The organism is Novosphingobium guangzhouense (assembly GCF_002896965.1).
Lineage (GTDB): Bacteria > Pseudomonadota > Alphaproteobacteria > Sphingomonadales > Sphingomonadaceae > Novosphingobium > Novosphingobium guangzhouense.
On the sequence record NZ_LYMM01000037.1, the window covers coordinates 1 to 16009 of the forward strand.

Annotated in this window: 11 protein-coding genes and 1 pseudogene; 7 read left to right on the top strand and 5 right to left on the bottom strand. The window is 65.2% G+C overall.

What is annotated here, in order from left to right; genetic code table 11:
- Positions 1 to 110: pseudogene (locus A8V01_RS29235) on the bottom strand (5-dehydro-4-deoxy-D-glucuronate isomerase); the annotation flags it as partial.
- A 105-nt stretch (positions 111 to 215) separates the two neighbouring features.
- The gene (locus tag A8V01_RS13445) at positions 216 to 1235 is read right to left on the bottom strand and encodes a LacI family DNA-binding transcriptional regulator (RefSeq protein ID WP_103096352.1); all 1020 of its coding nucleotides are present in this window, start codon (positions 1233 to 1235) and stop codon (positions 216 to 218) included.
- Between the two features lie 295 nt (positions 1236 to 1530).
- Here A8V01_RS13445 and A8V01_RS13450 point away from each other — a divergent pair, with 295 nt between their 5' ends.
- The 3 genes from A8V01_RS13450 to A8V01_RS13460 are packed head-to-tail and all read left to right on the top strand — an operon-like array spanning position 1531 to position 4655.
- Positions 1531 to 2328, top strand: a complete 798-nt coding sequence (locus tag A8V01_RS13450; RefSeq protein ID WP_103096353.1) for a 2-keto-4-pentenoate hydratase — start codon at positions 1531 to 1533, stop codon at positions 2326 to 2328.
- 51 nt (positions 2329 to 2379) lie between these two features.
- On the top strand, positions 2380 to 3669 hold the full coding sequence (locus A8V01_RS13455) for an MFS transporter (RefSeq protein WP_103096354.1): 1290 nt from the start codon (positions 2380 to 2382) through the stop codon (positions 3667 to 3669).
- Between the two features lie 2 nt (positions 3670 to 3671).
- Entirely contained in the window at positions 3672 to 4655 is a 984-nt protein-coding gene (locus A8V01_RS13460; protein WP_103096355.1) for an alpha/beta hydrolase, read from the top strand.
- Positions 4656 to 4796: 141 nt separating this feature from the next.
- Here A8V01_RS13460 and kdgD read toward each other — a convergent pair whose 3' ends face one another.
- Complete coding sequence (gene kdgD, locus A8V01_RS13465; RefSeq protein ID WP_103096356.1) at positions 4797 to 5723, bottom strand: 5-dehydro-4-deoxyglucarate dehydratase; 927 nt, start codon at positions 5721 to 5723, stop codon at positions 4797 to 4799.
- Between the two features lie 163 nt (positions 5724 to 5886).
- Between kdgD and A8V01_RS13470 the strand changes: the two genes are divergently transcribed.
- Positions 5887 to 7326 (top strand): glycoside hydrolase family 28 protein, encoded by a 1440-nt coding sequence (locus A8V01_RS13470; RefSeq protein ID WP_103096357.1) that lies wholly within the window; start codon positions 5887 to 5889, stop codon positions 7324 to 7326.
- A gap of 44 nt (positions 7327 to 7370) precedes the next feature.
- On the top strand, positions 7371 to 8267 hold the full coding sequence (locus tag A8V01_RS13475; RefSeq protein ID WP_245892513.1) for a LysR family transcriptional regulator: 897 nt from the start codon (positions 7371 to 7373) through the stop codon (positions 8265 to 8267).
- A 35-nt stretch (positions 8268 to 8302) separates the two neighbouring features.
- On the opposite strand, the gene A8V01_RS13480 is transcribed toward A8V01_RS13475, so the two are convergent.
- Together A8V01_RS13480 and A8V01_RS13485 are read right to left on the bottom strand one after the other, a co-directional pair.
- On the bottom strand, positions 8303 to 10144 hold the full coding sequence (locus A8V01_RS13480; RefSeq protein WP_103096358.1) for a DUF8034 domain-containing protein: 1842 nt from the start codon (positions 10142 to 10144) through the stop codon (positions 8303 to 8305).
- The gene (locus tag A8V01_RS13485; protein ID WP_103096359.1) at positions 10141 to 11484 is read right to left on the bottom strand and encodes an MFS transporter; all 1344 of its coding nucleotides are present in this window, start codon (positions 11482 to 11484) and stop codon (positions 10141 to 10143) included. Before A8V01_RS13485 ends, A8V01_RS13480 begins: the two co-directional genes overlap by 4 nt.
- Positions 11485 to 11809: 325 nt before the next feature.
- Here A8V01_RS13485 and A8V01_RS13490 point away from each other — a divergent pair, with 325 nt between their 5' ends.
- A complete protein-coding gene (locus A8V01_RS13490; RefSeq protein WP_103096360.1) occupies positions 11810 to 14665 on the top strand; it encodes a TonB-dependent receptor in 2856 nt (951 codons plus the stop codon).
- Positions 14666 to 14754: 89 nt separating this feature from the next.
- Positions 14755 to 16005, top strand: a complete 1251-nt coding sequence (locus A8V01_RS13495) for a family 43 glycosylhydrolase (protein ID WP_103096361.1) — start codon at positions 14755 to 14757, stop codon at positions 16003 to 16005.
- Positions 16006 to 16009 lie beyond the last annotated feature (4 nt).

The window sequence follows — 16009 nt, forward strand, 5'->3', positions numbered from 1 at the left end:
ACTTCCCCAGCCTTGAACATGCCCGTCACCAGATAACGGTCGCGCAGTTCCTCGTTGGAGACACACTCCATCATGTCCGGATGGGTGGCGTGGTACGTCTTGCAAAACACTGTGAACTCTCCCGTTCAGGTCTTGGGTGCATTCGTATCCGCTTTAGGTAACCGGTGTCAACGGGCTTGGGACCAGGACACCCGATTAGCCGCGAGACGGCGCAATCACCCCTTGGTGCAGGGTATGGCGGAAGCCCGGCGGATGAGGTCCGACAGGAAAAACGAGGGTTCCGATGCGGCAGAGGCAGGCCGGATCAGCTTTGCGGCAGCCGTGCGCGCCATCGTTCGGATCGGCCAGCGCACAGTGGTGAGAGGCGGCCAGATCTGCGCGGCCGTCGCGGTATCGTCGAAGCCGATTATCGACAGATCTTCCGGCACGTTCAGCCCCCGCTCGCGGGCTGCGTGGAGGATCCCGGCAGCCATTTCGTCATTGCTGGAAAACACGGCAGTGGGCGGCTCTGCGGCCGAGAGCAGCTTTTCACCGGCGGCCTTGCCCGATTCGAACCGATATGTGCCCCGCGCCGCGATTGCCGGATCGAGCGCAAGGCCGGCAGCCGCCAGTCCGTCAAGAAACCCCTGCTCGCGCTCGTTTGCGGACCGGAAGCCTTCCGGCCCCGCGACGAAGCCGATTCGCGTATGTCCCAGTTCGACCAGCCAGGCGACAGCCTCGCTCACCGCCTGGCGGTCGTTCGAGGCGACGAGGTGTTCGTCATCGTCCAGCTTGGCCGATCCCATGCGGACCAGCGTGCAGCCCAGATCGCGGCACAGTTCGGCCAGATCGTCGCGCTCCGACAGCGGAGGCAGCAGCATCACACCGTAAAGCCGCTGCTGCTCGATGAAGCGGCGGATATCCTCGGCCAGCGTCGGCGAATATCGGTTCACCGGATGAACGACGAGCGCGAATTCAGTGTCGCGAATGGTATCGAGGATGCCCTCCTGCACGCCAAGCACCATCTGCGCGTTCGGGTTGTCGTGGATCAGCCCGATCAGGAAATTGCGCCTGAGCGCCAGCGCCCGCGCCTGCGGATTGGGCACATAGCCGAGTTCGGCAATGACCGATTCGACCTTCTCGCGGGTGGCCTGATTGAGCAGCGGCGACTTGTTGATGACGCGGCTCACCGTCTTCTTGGACACGCCGGAAATGCGCGCAACATCGTTGATCGTAGGTTTCTGGCCTTCTGCCATGCGGCGTCCTTATGGTCTTGCGTCGGCGCGTTGGTCGTTGGGCCGAATTTTTCCGGCTTGCCTTCAAGCGGGACGAAAGGCAAGATGACACCGGTTACCATTCCGGCGCCTGTTCATTTGCACAGGGCGGAAAGACTCCGCAACGCCGTCACAGGCATTGCGGCAGGTGACCGATCCGACAGAGCGGACACTCTGTACAGACGGGTCGCGATGGGCGAAGGTATGACACCGGTGTCGCCGGTGACCTGCGCCGAAAGCGGCCGAAACACGGTATTCCTTGGGTGTGGGGATTGTTTTGACAGACACGGCAAAGGCAGTCGCCGAAGCATTCGTGACGGCGCGGCGCGAAAAGCGCGCATTGAATTCCTATCCCGGACAGGCCCCGACCGACCTCGGTGGTGGCTATGCGATCCAGGACATCGCCCTTGCGTTCGATGGACGCGAGGTTGCCGGCTGGAAGGTCGGCAAGATCAACCCGCCGCTTGACGGACAACTGGGCGCCAACCGCCTTGCCGGGCCGATCTTCACCGACAGCGTGGTGACGGTGGCAGAAGGCGAATCGCCCGAGATGCCCGTCTTCGCCGACGGCTTCGCGGCCGGAGAGGCAGAGTTCCTGCTCCACGTCGCAGCAGGCTGGGACGGCGTGGTGCCGCAGGACGATGCGGGCACCCGCGCGATCCTTGACGCGGTCCACATCGGCATCGAAGTCGCCAGTTCGCCCTATCCGGGCATCAACGCCGATGGCCCGCCGGTGACCGTTTCGGATTACGGCAACAACTACGGCATGATCATCGGCCCGGTGCTGGAAGGCTGGGACACGATCGACTTCAACGCCGTCACCGTGCGCCTCGACATCGATGGCGAGACTGCGGGAGAGGCGACCACGGCAACGATGCTCGACGGCCCGCTGGGCGCGGTGCGCTTTCTGCTGGGCAACCTTTCGGCACGCGGGATCGACTGCAGCAGCGGCACCTGGGTCTCGACCGGAGCGGTCACCGGGGTTCATCCGGTTAGGCCCGGCCAGCAGGTACTGGCGACTTTCGAAGGCCACGGTACGGTGGCCTGCGGGATCGTCGCGGCGATCCCCGCCTGATAGAGACTTTACGGCGGCACACGAACAAGATGGCCGCAAGGGAGTAGGGAAATGGATGCAGGAACCAGCGGTACGATAGGCCAGACCGCAAAAGTCGGGCGCTATCGCTGGGTAGTGGTGGCGCTGCTGTTCGCGGCAACCGCCATCAACTATGTCGACCGCCAGATGATCGGCGTTCTCAAGCCGACGCTTTCGGCGGAATTCGGCTGGTCCGAGTCCGACTTCGCGGGCATCGTGTTCTGGTTCCAGGTCGCCTACGCGATCGGCTACCTGTCGTTCGGCAAGGTGGTCGACGCGCTGGGCGCCCGGCTTGGCTATACCGTGGCCATCGTGATCTGGACCATCAGCCACATGGCCCACGGTTTCGCCACCGGCATCACCTCGTTCGCGATGGCCCGCTTCGGCCTTGGCGTTGGCGAATCGGGCAACTTCCCCGCCGGCATCCGCGCCGTGACCGACTGGTTCCCCCAGAAGGAACGCGCCTTCGCAATCGGCGTGTTCAATGCGGGCGCCAACGTAGGCGCGATCGTCACTCCGCTGCTGGTGCCGCTGCTGGTGCTTTGGTTCGACTGGCGCATGGCGTTCTTCGTCACCGGCCTGTTCGGCATCATCTGGCTGGCCGTGTGGTGGGCCGTATACCGCCACCCGACCGAGCACCCGCGCGTCACCCCCGGCGAACTGGCCTACATCCAGCAGGACCCCGCCGACCCGGTCGAGCAGATCGGCTGGAGCCGCCTGCTGGTGGTCAAGGAAACCTGGGCTTATGCGCTCGGCAAGTTCCTGATCGACCCGATCTGGTGGTTCTTCCTGTTCTGGCTGCCGGGCTACCTGTTCGAACGCTACGACCTTGATCTCAAGACTTTCGGCCTGCCGCTTGCCGCAATCTACCTGATCTCCGACGTGGGCAGCATTGCCGGTGGCTGGATGTCTTCCAAGCTCATCAAGGCAGGCCGCACCCCGAACTTCGCCCGCAAGGCGACGATGCTGCTCTCCGCGCTGTGCGTGCTGCCGATCTGGTTCGTCCAGAGCGTCGACAATGTGTGGATCGCAGTGCTGGTTATCGGTCTTGCCACCGCAGCGCACCAGGCGTTTTCGGCCAACCTCTACACCCTGCCGTCCGATGTGTTCCCGCGCGGCGCGGTAGGCTCCGTGGTCGGCATCGGCGGCACCGTGGGCGCCTTCGGCGGCATGGGCATGGCCCTGTTCGCAGGCTATATCCTTGACGCCACGCACAGCTACGAAGTGCTCTTCGCGATCTGCGCGAGCGCCTATCTGTTGGCGTTGCTGGTCGTCCACGTCCTCAGCCCGCGTCTTGCGCAGGCGCGGGTCAAGGCGGCCTGAGCATGGAGATCGACCGCAGGGCCCTGTTCGCCGGGGCCTTCGCGGCCTCGGTGATCCGCACGATACCGGCGGGGGCGGCAGAAGCGCTCCCGCCGCGTCCGTTTCATGAGAGCGGCGAAGTGATCGACCTCTGGCCCGGCACGCCGCCCGGAGCGCCCTCCCCACTGCCGGTGGAAATCGCGACCGAGCGCTCCGCCAACCCGGCCCAGCCCGACCGCGTGATCGCGGGTATCGCCCGGCCGCGCATCACCGCCTTCCGTCCGAAGTACCCCAACGGCGCCGCGCTGCTGGTCATCCCCGGAGGCGGTTACCGAGAGGAATCGTTCGACAAGGGCGGCATCCAGGTTGCCCAGTGGCTGGCCGAACATGGCTATACCGCCTTCGTGCTGACCTATCGCCTGCCTGCGGAGGGGTGGAAGGACCGTTCCAACACTCCCCTGGCCGACGCCCAGCGCGCCATGCGCCTGATCCGCGCAAAGGCGGCTGGCTATGGCGTAACGCCGGAACGGGTTGCGGTGATGGGGTCGTCGGCGGGCGGGCACTTGTGCGCCGACCTTGCCAGCCGGTTCGATTTTCCCGCCTATGCTCCGGTGGACGCGGCGGACAAGCTCTCTGCCCGGCCGTTCTGCGCAAGCCCCCTCTATCCGGTGGTGAGCATGGACCCGGCCATCACCCATGCCGGATCGCGCGAGAAGCTGCTGGGCCCGAACCCGACGCCCGCCCTGGAAGCCGCGCATTCGGTGGACCGCAATGTGACCGCCAAGAGCCCGCCGCACTTCATCGTCCATGCCGAGGATGACGCGACAGTGCCGGTCGAGAATTCACTGCGCCTGCGCGCGGCGCTGCGCAAGGTGGGGGTGGCGGTGGACCTGCACCTTTTCGCCGAGGGCGGGCACGGGTTCAACTTGTGGAACATTGCCGGCAAGCCGGTGGCGGCATGGCCCGGCCTCTGGCTCGACTGGGCGAGCCGGTGCGGACTGGCTTGAAAGAGATTGGATTGGCCTGAACTGCGTTCGGCGCATCGCACAAAAAACAGGGATGAACCGGCTCCCGGAGGGGTGGGAGCAAGTTCATCCCTGCATCAGGGCGCGGGCGTTTGGAGCCACCCGCGCCTTTGGGGGATAATCTCAGGCCGTTTCGCGCAGCGAGGCCTGGGCCTTTTCGACAAGCGCGGCGAGCATCGCCTGCTCTTCGGCGGTCAGGTCGGTCAGCGGCGAGCGCACAGGCCCCGCCGGACGGCCGATCACGTTCATGCCCGCCTTGACGATCGACACCGCATAGCCGGTGCCGCGATTGCGGATCGCGATATAGGGCAGCACGAAGTCGGTCAGACCCGCAAGGATCGCCGCCTTGTCACGCGCGCGGACGGACTTGTAGAAAGCCAGCGCCCATTCCGGCATGAAGTTGAAGATTGCCGAAGAGTACGTCGTCACGCCCATTTCCAGATAGGCGGGCGCGAAGGTTTCCGCCGTGGGCAGGCCGCCGATATAGGTCAGGCGATCCCCCAGCTTGGCATAGATGCGCATCATCAGTTCGACGTCGCCGACGCCGTCCTTGTAGCCGATGAGGTTGGGGTTACGTTCCGCAAGACCGGCCAGCGTGTCTTCGGTGACGATCGCGTTATCGCGGTTGTAGACGATGACGCCCAGCGAGGTCGCCTTGCAGACCGCCTCGATATGCGCGGCAAGGCCCTCTTGCGTCGAATTGACGAGATAGGGCGGCAGCAGCAGCAAGCCATTGGCGCCCGCCTTCTCCACGTTCTTCGCAAGGTCGACCGCGATCGCCGTGCCATAGCCGCAGCCCGAAAGCACCGGCACCTTGCCCGCCGCTTCCTCGACCGCGGCCTTGACGATCACCGGCACTTCGGTCGGGGTGAGCGAGAAGAACTCGCCCGTGCCGCCCGCGGCGAAAAGGCCCGCCACGTCATAGTCCGACAGCCAGCCGAGGTGGTCGCGATAGGCCGCCTCGTCGAACTTCAGGTCGGCGTCGAAGTGGGTGACCGGAAACGAGAGGAGGCCCCCGCCGATACGGGCGGCCAGTTCCTGAGGCGACATCGCTTAATGCTCCAATTGATCCTGAGCCTCCTTGCTACCGCTGCCCCGGCGCTGCGCCCATCGCTGGAAATGGATCGATTTATGTCCACCCGGCATCAATGAGGCCGCCGGGTTGTGAGACAAGCATTGCATCGAGCCCATGAGGCAGAGGGAGAGAGCCGCCATGAACACCCCCAGTGCAACCACCGTTTCACGCCGTACCTTGCTGGGCGGATCGGCGCTGTCCGTGGCCGCCTGCGCAATGGGAGGCACAGCATTTGCCGCCACTTCCGCCGATCCGTGGGACCATGCAGCGTGGATCGTGCAGTCCATCAAACAGACGAAATTCCCCAAGGCGGACTTTCCGATCACCCGCTTCGGCGCGAAGCCGGGCGACGGGCATGACAACACCGCCGCCATCGCCGCTGCCATCGCGGCCGCGCATGATGCAGGCGGCGGACGGGTGATCGTCCCGGCGGGCGCATGGAATTCGGGGGCGATCCACATCCGCTCGAACGTTAACCTGCACCTTGAGGAAGGGGCGACGATCCGCTTCTCGCGCGATCCGAAGGACTACCCGATCGTCTTCACGCGGTGGGAGGGGATCGAACTGATGAACTACTCCCCCTTCGTCTATGCCCACGGGCAGGAGAACGTCGCCCTTACCGGCAGCGGCACTCTGGACGGGCAATCGGGGCCGGACGCCTGGTGGAGCTGGAAAGGACCATGGGGCGGCACGGTGGAGCACGGCTGGAAGGAAGGCATGGCCGACCAGCGCCCCGCCCGCGCCCGCCTCTTCGCCATGGCCGAGGACAACGTGCCGGTGAAGGAGCGCGTGTTCGGCGAAGGCGATTACCTGCGCCCCGCCTTCGTCCAGTTCTACGCCTGCGACCGGGTGCTGATCGAAGGGGTGAAGCTGCGTCGCTCGCCGTTCTGGCAGGTGCATCCGGTGCTGTGCCGCAATGTCGTGGTGCGCGGGATCGACATCTCCAGCCACGGCCCCAACAATGACGGCTGCGATCCCGAATCCGTCGACATGATGCTGATCGAGGACTGCACGTTCGACACCGGGGACGATTGCATAGCCGTCAACTCGGGCCGCAACGCCGATGGGCGGCGGCTGGCCGCGCCGTCGCAGAACATCGTCATCCGCAACTGCCGCATGAAGGAAGGGCATGGCGGCGTGGTCGTCGGCAGCCAGATCTCGGGCGGGGCGCACCACATCTATGCCGAGCGCTGCCGGATGGATTCGCCCGACTTGTGGTATGCCCTGCGCTTCAAGAACAACGCCCTGCGCGGCGGCCTGCTGGAGCACTTCCATTTCCGCGATATCGACGTAGGCCAGGTTTCGCGCGCGGCCATCGCCTGCGACTTCAACTACGAGGAAGGCGCGGACGGTCCGTTCAAGCCGGTGCTGACCGGTATCGTCGTAGAGCGTCTGAAAGTGGCGCAGGCAACCCGCGTGCTCGACAGTCAGGGCCTGCCCGGCGCGCCGATCGGCACGCTGCGTCTGGAAGACTGCACTTTCGACGGAGTAGCCAAGGATTCCATCCTGAAGCACAGCCCGCAGATCACGCTCGACCGGGTGCGGGTGAATGGCAAGGTGGTCACCACGCTCGCCTGATTCGCGAACGGCTTTTCCTTGAGTCAGGCAGCATGTACGTATCGATGATGTTCGAACTCACCCACTTGCGCTGCTTCGTCGTGCTGGCCGAGGAACTGCACTTCGGCCGCGCCGCAGAACGTCTGCACATGACGCAGTCGCCGCTCAGCCGCCAGATCCAGGTGCTGGAACGCATCCTTGGGGTGGAGCTGTTCAACCGCACCAGCCGCCGGGTGACGCTGACGCTGGCGGGCGAGACGTTCCTTCACGAAGCGCGCCGCATCGTGCGCCTTTCCGAAAGCGCGGCGCTGGCAGCGCGGCGGGTATGGAAAGGGGAGACGGGCCGCATCTCGATCGGCTTCACCGCCGTTTCCGGCTATGTGCTGCTGCCGCGCATCGTCAAGCGCGCGGCGGTGGAACTGCCGGGGCTCGAACTGCAACTGCACGAACTCGTCTCCGGCGATCAGTTCGAGGCGCTGCATACCGGGATGATCGACCTCGCGCTGGTGCGCCCGCCGGTGGACAAGGTGCAGTTCGATTCCGCCCCCCTGCTGCTGGAAAGCCTGATGGTGGCGCTGCACGAAGACGATCCGCGTGCGGGGCAGGAACGTTTCGCACCGGGGGATTTCGACGGGCAAGACCTTGTCATGTATGCCCAGCGCGGGGCCGGTTACTTCAACCAGTTGCTCTCCAGCCTGTTCGAGCGGGCCGGAGCGGCGCCGAACTATGTGCAGCACGTCACCCAGATCCATTCGCTGCTGGGACTAGTCGGCGCGGCACTGGCGCCGGGGATCGTGCCTGAAGCGGCGGCAGGACTGCAACCGCGCGGCGTCGTCTTCCGGCCGTTCGAGAGCGAGCCCGCAGCGCCCGTGGAACTGCATCTGGCCTGGCGGCGCGAAAGCGAGAACCCCGCGCTGCCGGCGTTTCGGGAATTGTGTTTGAAGGCAGTTGCGGAAGCCTGAATCCCCCCGAGCTTGTCGCGGGGAGAGATTTGGGATCACACCATCTCCGGCCACGCCAGCGTCGGCTGCTGGGTGAAGCGGCTCATTTCCAGCACCACCCGCGCGCCTGCCCCCGGCTCCAGCCTGAGCGCCACGTCGCGGTCGCCCACGGCCACGCGCCTGTCACCGATCCGCACCGCCTCGATCCGGTGTTCGCCATAGCCGCCGCCGCGGATCACCAGCCGCCGCGCCAGCGCGGGGTTGAGGTTGACCAGCGAGAGCGTGGTCGTGCCCGCATCCATCTTCTCGACCAGCGCCGCCACGTCCTCGGGCAAGCCCGGACGCTTGCGGTCGGCATCGAAGTGCCGCAGCCGCGCGAACAGCAGCGTGCCGCCCTGATTGGGAGAGGTCTTCGACCACGGCGGCCGCGCCACGTGGATCGCGCCCATGGTCTGGTGCAGCAGCGCGGTCACCGAAACCGGGTTACGCTCGATCGGATTGTCGGCAAGGCGCGTCGCGGCGGTGGTCCTGTCCTCGTGCACACGGACCATCTGGGTGCGAACCCGCTCCATATCGTCAAGCAGCGCCTGTTCGGCCCAGCCGTCCTGCTTGCCGTCAAGGAACCGGGTCCACGGCGTCGGCTCCATCGCCACGCGATCGGCCTCGCGCTGCGACAGATACCAGATCTCGCCGGTATTGAAGCGGTAGGGGCCGGGCTTGAAGCTGTACCACCCCTGCGCGCCGTGCATGGTCGGGGCGCAGAGTACGCCATCCACCTTGCGCGCCTGTGCGTTGATCGCGGCGTTCTGGTCACGCCAGACCTGCAGGTAGCGATCGTCGCCGGTCGCCATGTAGGCGTTCATGAAGCCCATGATCGCGCGCGGGATGCGGTTGCGATCCTCGCGCTTGCCGGTGACGGGGTTGATCGGGCTGAACCCCCAGCCATAGGTGCCTCCCCACCAGTGACCGCCCGCGCCGCCGCCGACCTTGCCATCAGGGCCGATGTTGCTGGGCAGGATACCGCCGTTGGCCTTCGCCCGCGCCGCCCATGCTTCGACATACTCCAGCATCCAGTCGCGGAAGCGCGCCTCACCGGTCAGCATCCACGCATTGAAGCCCAGCGCGGTGGAATGCAGGTTCAGCGGGTTGTCGCCCACCGTCTGGGTATATTCGCGGTAGTGCTCAAGCGTGTCCTTGTAGCTCGATTCCCCGTGGACCATCTCAAAGGGCGCGGTGTCGAAGGGATCACCCGCCCAGTCCAGCATCGTCGCCGGGCGCATCAGCGGGCCGATGCTGCCGTTGAACATCGACCGGATCAGCTTCAGCTTCGGATCATAGTTGCGCGCGATCGGATCGCGGCCGGTGTAGAAATCGGCAAAGCGACGGGCGCGCTCGATCAGCTTGCGGTCTTCGGGATTGCAGAGGCCCAGCTGGTTGAAGGTGGTCAGCCCTTCGGAGATGTGCTGCCAGTCCATCTGCGGCGGGAATTCGCGCTGGTACATGCCCGCCCGACCCATCGGCACATCCTTGGTGCGCGCGCGCGAATATTGCGCGAAGTGCGCTTCCTGAACTTTCTGTGCCAGGTCAAGCAGGCCACCCTCGCCGCCGATAAGGTAGAGGTAGGGCCAGTCGTTGATCGCCTCGATGGCATCGTCCGGGCCGTCGTTGGCGCCCCAGCGCAGGAATGCCTCGATCTCGTGGTTCGCGTTGAAGTAGCGGTCGTGGAAGGCGCGGGCGGCGTCGCCCTGCATGGCGATGAGGTGGCGCTGCAGCACCGCCCAGCGCGGCGCGGCCATCGGCGTGTCGATGGCGATCTCGGCGGCGCGCGCGCGTGCCATCGCGGGGACAAGGGCAAGGGCGCCGGTGCCCAGCAGTACGGAACGACGGTTCAGGTTCATGCAGCAAGCTCCAGCCGTTCGAGCTTCTGCACGACGACGAAATAGGCAACGATGGTCAGCAGGCAATGCGCGCCCACGAAGATCAGCGCAGTGTCGAAAGACCCCGCCTGCGCGACGAGGATTCCCACCACGATGGGCGTCACGATCCCGGCGGCATTGCCGAAGGTGTTGAACACTCCGCCCGCCAGCCCCGCCAGCTTGCGCGGTGCGACGTCGGACATGACCGCCCAGCCGAGCGACGCCACGCCCTTGCCGAAGAACGCCAGCGACATCAGCAGCACCACGCCCACCTGACTCTCCACCCTGGCGGCAACCATGATGAGGCTGGCCAGCAGCATCCCGGCCAGCAACGGCGCCTTGCGCGCCGTGGTGATCGATCCGGTGCGGGCCAGCAGCATGTCGGACATGACGCCCCCTGCCACGCCGCCGACGAAGCCGCACAGCGCCGGCAGCGCGGCAACGAACCCGGCCTCCAGGATATTGAAGCCGCGATCCTTGACCAGATAGATCGGGAACCATGTCACGAAGAAATAGGTCAGCACGTTGATGCAGTACTGGCCAAGGTAGACGCCGATCATCATCCGGCTGGTCAGCAACTGGCGGATGTTGTTCCATGTGAAGGTCGGCTCGCGCGCCTCGGTGCGGCTGACCGGCTCGACGAGGCCGCCGCCTTCGCGGATGAGGTCGATCTCTGCCCTGTTGGCCCACTTGTGGCGCACCGGCTCGCGGATGAAGGCGGCGAAGGCGCCCATCGCCATCAGGCCCAGCCCGCCCATCACGAAGAACACCGCGCGCCAGCCCCATTCGTGGACCACCCAGCCCATCAGCGGCGCGAAGGCGACGAGCGAGAAATACTGCGCCGAATTGAAGATCGCCGATGCCGTCCCGCGTTCTCGCGCCGGGAACCATGCCGCCACGATCCGCGCATTTCCGGGGAACGATGGCGCCTCGCACAGCCCGACGAGGAAGCGCAGCAGGAACAGCTGCGTCACCACCGTCGCGCCGAGGATGAAGCCCGCGAAGCCCTGCAGCACGGTGAAGAACGACCACGTGCCGATCGCGGCGATGTAGATCGGCCGCGTCCCGAACCGGTCGAGCAGCGCACCGCCGGGGATCTGCGCCAGCGAATAGGCCCATGCGAAGGCGGACAGGATGAAGCCCGTCTGCACCGCATCGAGCCCCAGTTCTGCCGAGGCCGATGCCCCCGCGATCGAGAAGGTCGAACGGTCCGCATAGTTCAGCGATGTAATGATGAAGATCAGTGCGATAATGCAGTATCGCACCCTGGTCGGGCGTAGCTGCGCGGGAGCCGCCGCTTCTATCGAACCTGACAAATCCATCTCTCCATCGCCCCATATCCGCCGCACTGGTTTGCGGCTTTTTCCGTGCCTTCAGACTTACGCGCGGGCCGTCCACTCCATCCATGCCGCTGTGCAGCTTGATCGATGTGCGCTGTGCATCGTCGGCTGCTCCAACCGATGCGCGCGCTGCATCGATCAAGCCCGTTTTCGCGCACGAAGCCATGAGGCACCGGGCGTATCAATCTGGTCTTGTTGCTAGTCACTGACACCGGTATCAAGCCTGACCATATAAGGGAGGCTGGGCCGGTCAAGGCGAGGACGGGAAAGTCCCGCGTCGCCGGTCTGTAATGGGGAGGAAATCAGGGTGCGTAATTCCGCAGTTCTTCGTCGTCGTCTGGTGCGCGGTGCGTCCGCAACCGTGCTGGCCGTTGCATGCATTTCGCCCGTCTATGCGCAGGACGCGCAGACGTCCGAGATCGACGGCGCAACCCCGGCCGACATCATCGTCACGGGCTTTCGCAATTCGGTGCAGACTGCACAGGCTGAAAAGCGCGAATCCACCGCCGCGGTGGACGTCATCAAGGCAGAAGACGTCGCCAAATTCCCGGACAACAACCTGGCGGAATCACTGCAGCGTATCCCCGGCGTCGCGATCAGCCGCGAAGGCGGTGAAGGCCGTGCGATCTCGGTACGCGGCCTTGGCCCGGAATATACCCGCGTGCGCATCAACGGCATGGAAGCCGTGGCGACCACCGGCGGTTCGGACGCGGGCGGCGGCGTGAACCGCGGCCGCGGCTTCGACTTCAACATCTTCGCGTCCGAACTGTTCAACTCGCTGACCGTGCGCAAGACCGCCTCGGCCTCGGTCGAGGAAGGCTCGCTTGGCGCCACGGTTGACCTGCAGGCCGCCCGCCCGCTGGACTTCAAGGACAACTTCGTCGTCGCCGGGTCCGCGCGTGCGGGCTACAACGACTTGTCCAAAGCCTGGGACCCGCGCCTTGCAGGTCTTGTCAGCTGGCAGAACGATTCGGGCACCTTCGGCGTCCTCGCCTCGGCCGCCTACTCCACCCGCACCATCGAGGAGGAAGGCCACTCGACCGTACGCTGGAGCCCCTCGGGCGTGAACGGCGGCTTCAACGCCGCATCGACCCTGCCGGGCTATACCATCGGCCAGATCAACGCCGCCCCCGCCGCCGACGGTTCCAACTGGGGCGACCTGATCTATCACCCGCGCATCCCGCGCTATGATACCTGGAAGAACGACATCAAGCGCCTGGGCCTGACCGGCGCAATCCAGTGGAAGCCCTCGGACCGCACCGAAATCGTCGTCGAGGGGCTCTATGCGAAGTCCAAGACGCAGCGCTGGGAAAACTACATCGAAGCGCTGTCGTTCAGCCGCTCGGGCGCTTCGGGCAAGTCGCAGACGATCATCCGCGACGGCGAGGTCGATGCGAACAACTCGCTGGTCTATGGCGTGTTCGACGATGTCGACATGCGCATCGAATCGCGCCACGACCGGTTCAGCACCACCTTCTACCAGTACAACACCGTGCTGAAGCAGGAACTGAGCGACACCTTCCGCGTCAACGGCTATGCGGGCTACTCCAAGTCCAAGTTCGACAGCCCGGAACAGACCACCGTGGTGCTCGACCGCCAGAATTCGGACGGGTTCTCGTGGGATTACCGCGACAACAGCCGCTCGCCGGTCATCAACTGGGGCTTCGATCCCAGTGATCCGGCAAGCTGGTCGTTCACCAACGGCGCTTCGGACGTGCGTATCCGCCGCAATGAGGTGACGAACGACTACCTTTCGACCAAGCTGGGTGCCGAATGGGATCTGACCGACGGCTTCAAGCTGTCGTTCGGCGGCGAATACCGCCGCTTCCGCTACAGCACCTTCGAAAGCCGCCGCTTCGTGGCCGAAACCCAGTCCGGCACGCTGACGCCTGAACAGGTCGCCGCGCTGACTTCGCCGTTCAGCGGCAATACCGGCGATCCGAACTACAACGGCTACGTGATCCCCAACCTGCAGGGCTTCATCGATACGCTGGATATCTACTGCAACTGCGTGACCACCATCAACGGGCAGCAGGTGGACTTCCGCGTCAACGGACGTGACGTTGCCGGCACCAACCCCAACGCGACGGCGGCCAGCAACACCGGATCGATCAAGGAAGTCGACAAGGCGCTGTGGTTCCAGATCGATTTCGAGCGCGAGATCGGCGGCATCATGCTGCGCGGCGATGCGGGCCTGCGCTATGTCCGCACCGGCCAGACCTCGTTCGGCTATGGCCTTGCCAGCGGCGTCGCCACCCCGATCACCGTCAAGCGCAGCTACGAGAACTGGCTGCCCTCGATGAACCTCGTCGCCGAGATCACGCCTGACTTCCTGCTGCGCTTCGGCGCGGCGCAGGTGATCACCCGTCCGGGCCTCGGCTCGCTGTCGCCGGGCGGCAGCCTGACGCTGCAGCAGGCGAACCAGGTGTTCAACCAGGGCAACCCGTACCTGAACCCGACCGAGGCGTTCAACCTCGACCTTTCGGCCGAATGGTACTTCGCCCCCGGTTCGCTGCTGGGCGTCAGCCTGTTCCAGAAGGATATCGGATCGCTTTCGGGCACGCAGATCTCAACGCTGGTGCCGTTTGACCAGCTGGGCTTCCCGCTCAACCTGGCGACCGATCAGGGCCTGCCCGCCAACGTGCCGGTCACCGTGCGGCGCACGATCAACGGCGATGGCGGCAAGCTCAAGGGCTTCGAGCTGAACTACCAGCACCAGCTGGACTTCCTGCCCGGCTTCCTGAGCAACCTTGGTATCCTTGCGAACTACACCTACGTCAAGGCCGACCTCAAGTATCCCGGCCCCGGCGGCGTCGGCACCGTGGTCGGCCCGCTGACGAACCTGTCCAAGCACACCGCCAACGGCACGCTGTTCTACGAAGACAAGCTGCTCTCCCTGCGCGGTTCGGTGTCCTACCGTTCGGGCTATGTCGAGGCTTTCGGCGGCGGTGCACGTGAACAGAGCACCGAGGAAGGCGTGAACAGCGCGATCAACGTCGATGCCTCGATCGGCATCAACCTGACCGACAAGATCACGCTGACCATCGAAGGCAACAACCTGACGAACGAGGTGAAGGACATGTACATCGGCGATGCCGATCGCGTGGTCCTCAACCACAGCTTCGGCCGCCAGTTCTACTTCGGCGTCCGCTTCAAGTACTGACGACCTGTCCCGGCCCCGCTTCGCGCGGGTGCCGGGATTTTTTTGGTCCATTCATGATAGCGCTATCGAAATTGCGGGAGAGAGATGACGTGACCAAGGGCTTCGAACTGAGCCGCCGCGCGGTGGTAGCCGGCAGTCTTGCGCTGCTGGGTACGCGCCCCTCTCTCGGCCTAGCGGCAGAACCGCTGAAACGCCCGCCGTTCCCTGTGGAGGACGATCACGGCCGCCCGATCGCGCCGCCGCCGCCCGGCTATTACGACGTCGCCACCCGCAGCGGCCCCGGTCTGCCTGTGACGGCGGAAACGGAGCGCGGCGGCTGGGTCACCAGCGAAGCCGCGGTGGACCGCAAGGGCGTGCGCTTCAAAGGCCCCGGCGCGCCGCCGAAGAACGCGCTGCCGTGGAACGATTCCGATTCCGGCCGCGTCGTCACGCAGGGGCTGATCCCGCCGGTGAAGCCGCTGATCCACGTACACTTGCGCGACACCATCGTGTGCCTGGGCGGGGACGGGTTCTACTACATGACCGGCTCCACCGGGGACGACATCTGGAAGGCCAACGACGGCGTCGAACTGTGGCGCTCGGCCGACCTGAAGCAGTGGGACTACCTTGGCCTCGTCTGGAGCATCGAGCGCGACGGCGGCTGGGAAAAACAGTGGACCGTGCGAAAGGGCGACTATTTCCGCGCGATCTGGGCGCCGGAAATCCACTTCATCAACGGCAATTACTACATCTGCCATTCGGTCAGCCGATCGGGCATTGCGGTGCTGCGCAGCACCACCGGCAAGGCGACCGGCCCTTACGTCCACGCCTTGTCCCCCGACAAGCCGCTGCGCAACGGCATCGACGCGACCCTGTTCGGCGATGACGACGGCGCGGTCTACCTGACATACGGCGGCGCGTTCGAAATGGTGCGCCTCAAGCCCGACCTCTCCGGCTATGATGGCGAATGGACGCCGATCACGCTGGAAACGCCCGATCCCGATCCGCTTCACCACAACAAGAAGTGTGTCCATCGCGGCTTCAAGGACATCGGCTTCGAAGGCGCCACAATGTTCAAGCATGACGGCAGGTACTACCTCGGCGCCGTGGACCGCTTTCACCCCAACCGCTATTCCTTCGCGCTGGCGACTTCGGACAAGCCTTTCGGTCCTTACCGCGACCGGTACGAAAGCGTGCCCTGCGGCGGCGGCGGCAATATCTTCAAGGACAAGGACGGCCGCTGGTGGTGCACCATCTTCGGCAACGACGACGAAGCGCCCTTCCGCGAGAAGCCGGGGATCGTGCCTGCCCGCATGGACGAGAAGGGACACCTTGTCCCCGACTTCACCCCGCGCGGGTAACGTC

Excerpts from the sequence above, each read along its gene's own strand:
- A8V01_RS13445 (WP_103096352.1), bottom strand. The coding sequence starts at position 1,235 with ATGGCAGAAGGCCAGAAACCTACGATCAACGATGTTGCGCGCATTTCC.
- A8V01_RS13455 (WP_103096354.1), top strand. The coding sequence starts at position 2,380 with ATGGATGCAGGAACCAGCGGTACGATAGGCCAGACCGCAAAAGTCGGG.
- A8V01_RS13460 (WP_103096355.1), top strand. The coding sequence starts at position 3,672 with ATGGAGATCGACCGCAGGGCCCTGTTCGCCGGGGCCTTCGCGGCCTCG.
- kdgD (WP_103096356.1), bottom strand. The coding sequence starts at position 5,723 with ATGTCGCCTCAGGAACTGGCCGCCCGTATCGGCGGGGGCCTCCTCTCG.
- A8V01_RS13470 (WP_103096357.1), top strand. The coding sequence starts at position 5,887 with ATGAACACCCCCAGTGCAACCACCGTTTCACGCCGTACCTTGCTGGGC.
- A8V01_RS13475 (WP_245892513.1), top strand. The coding sequence starts at position 7,371 with ATGATGTTCGAACTCACCCACTTGCGCTGCTTCGTCGTGCTGGCCGAG.
- A8V01_RS13480 (WP_103096358.1), bottom strand. The coding sequence starts at position 10,144 with ATGAACCTGAACCGTCGTTCCGTACTGCTGGGCACCGGCGCCCTTGCC.
- A8V01_RS13485 (WP_103096359.1), bottom strand. The coding sequence starts at position 11,484 with ATGGATTTGTCAGGTTCGATAGAAGCGGCGGCTCCCGCGCAGCTACGC.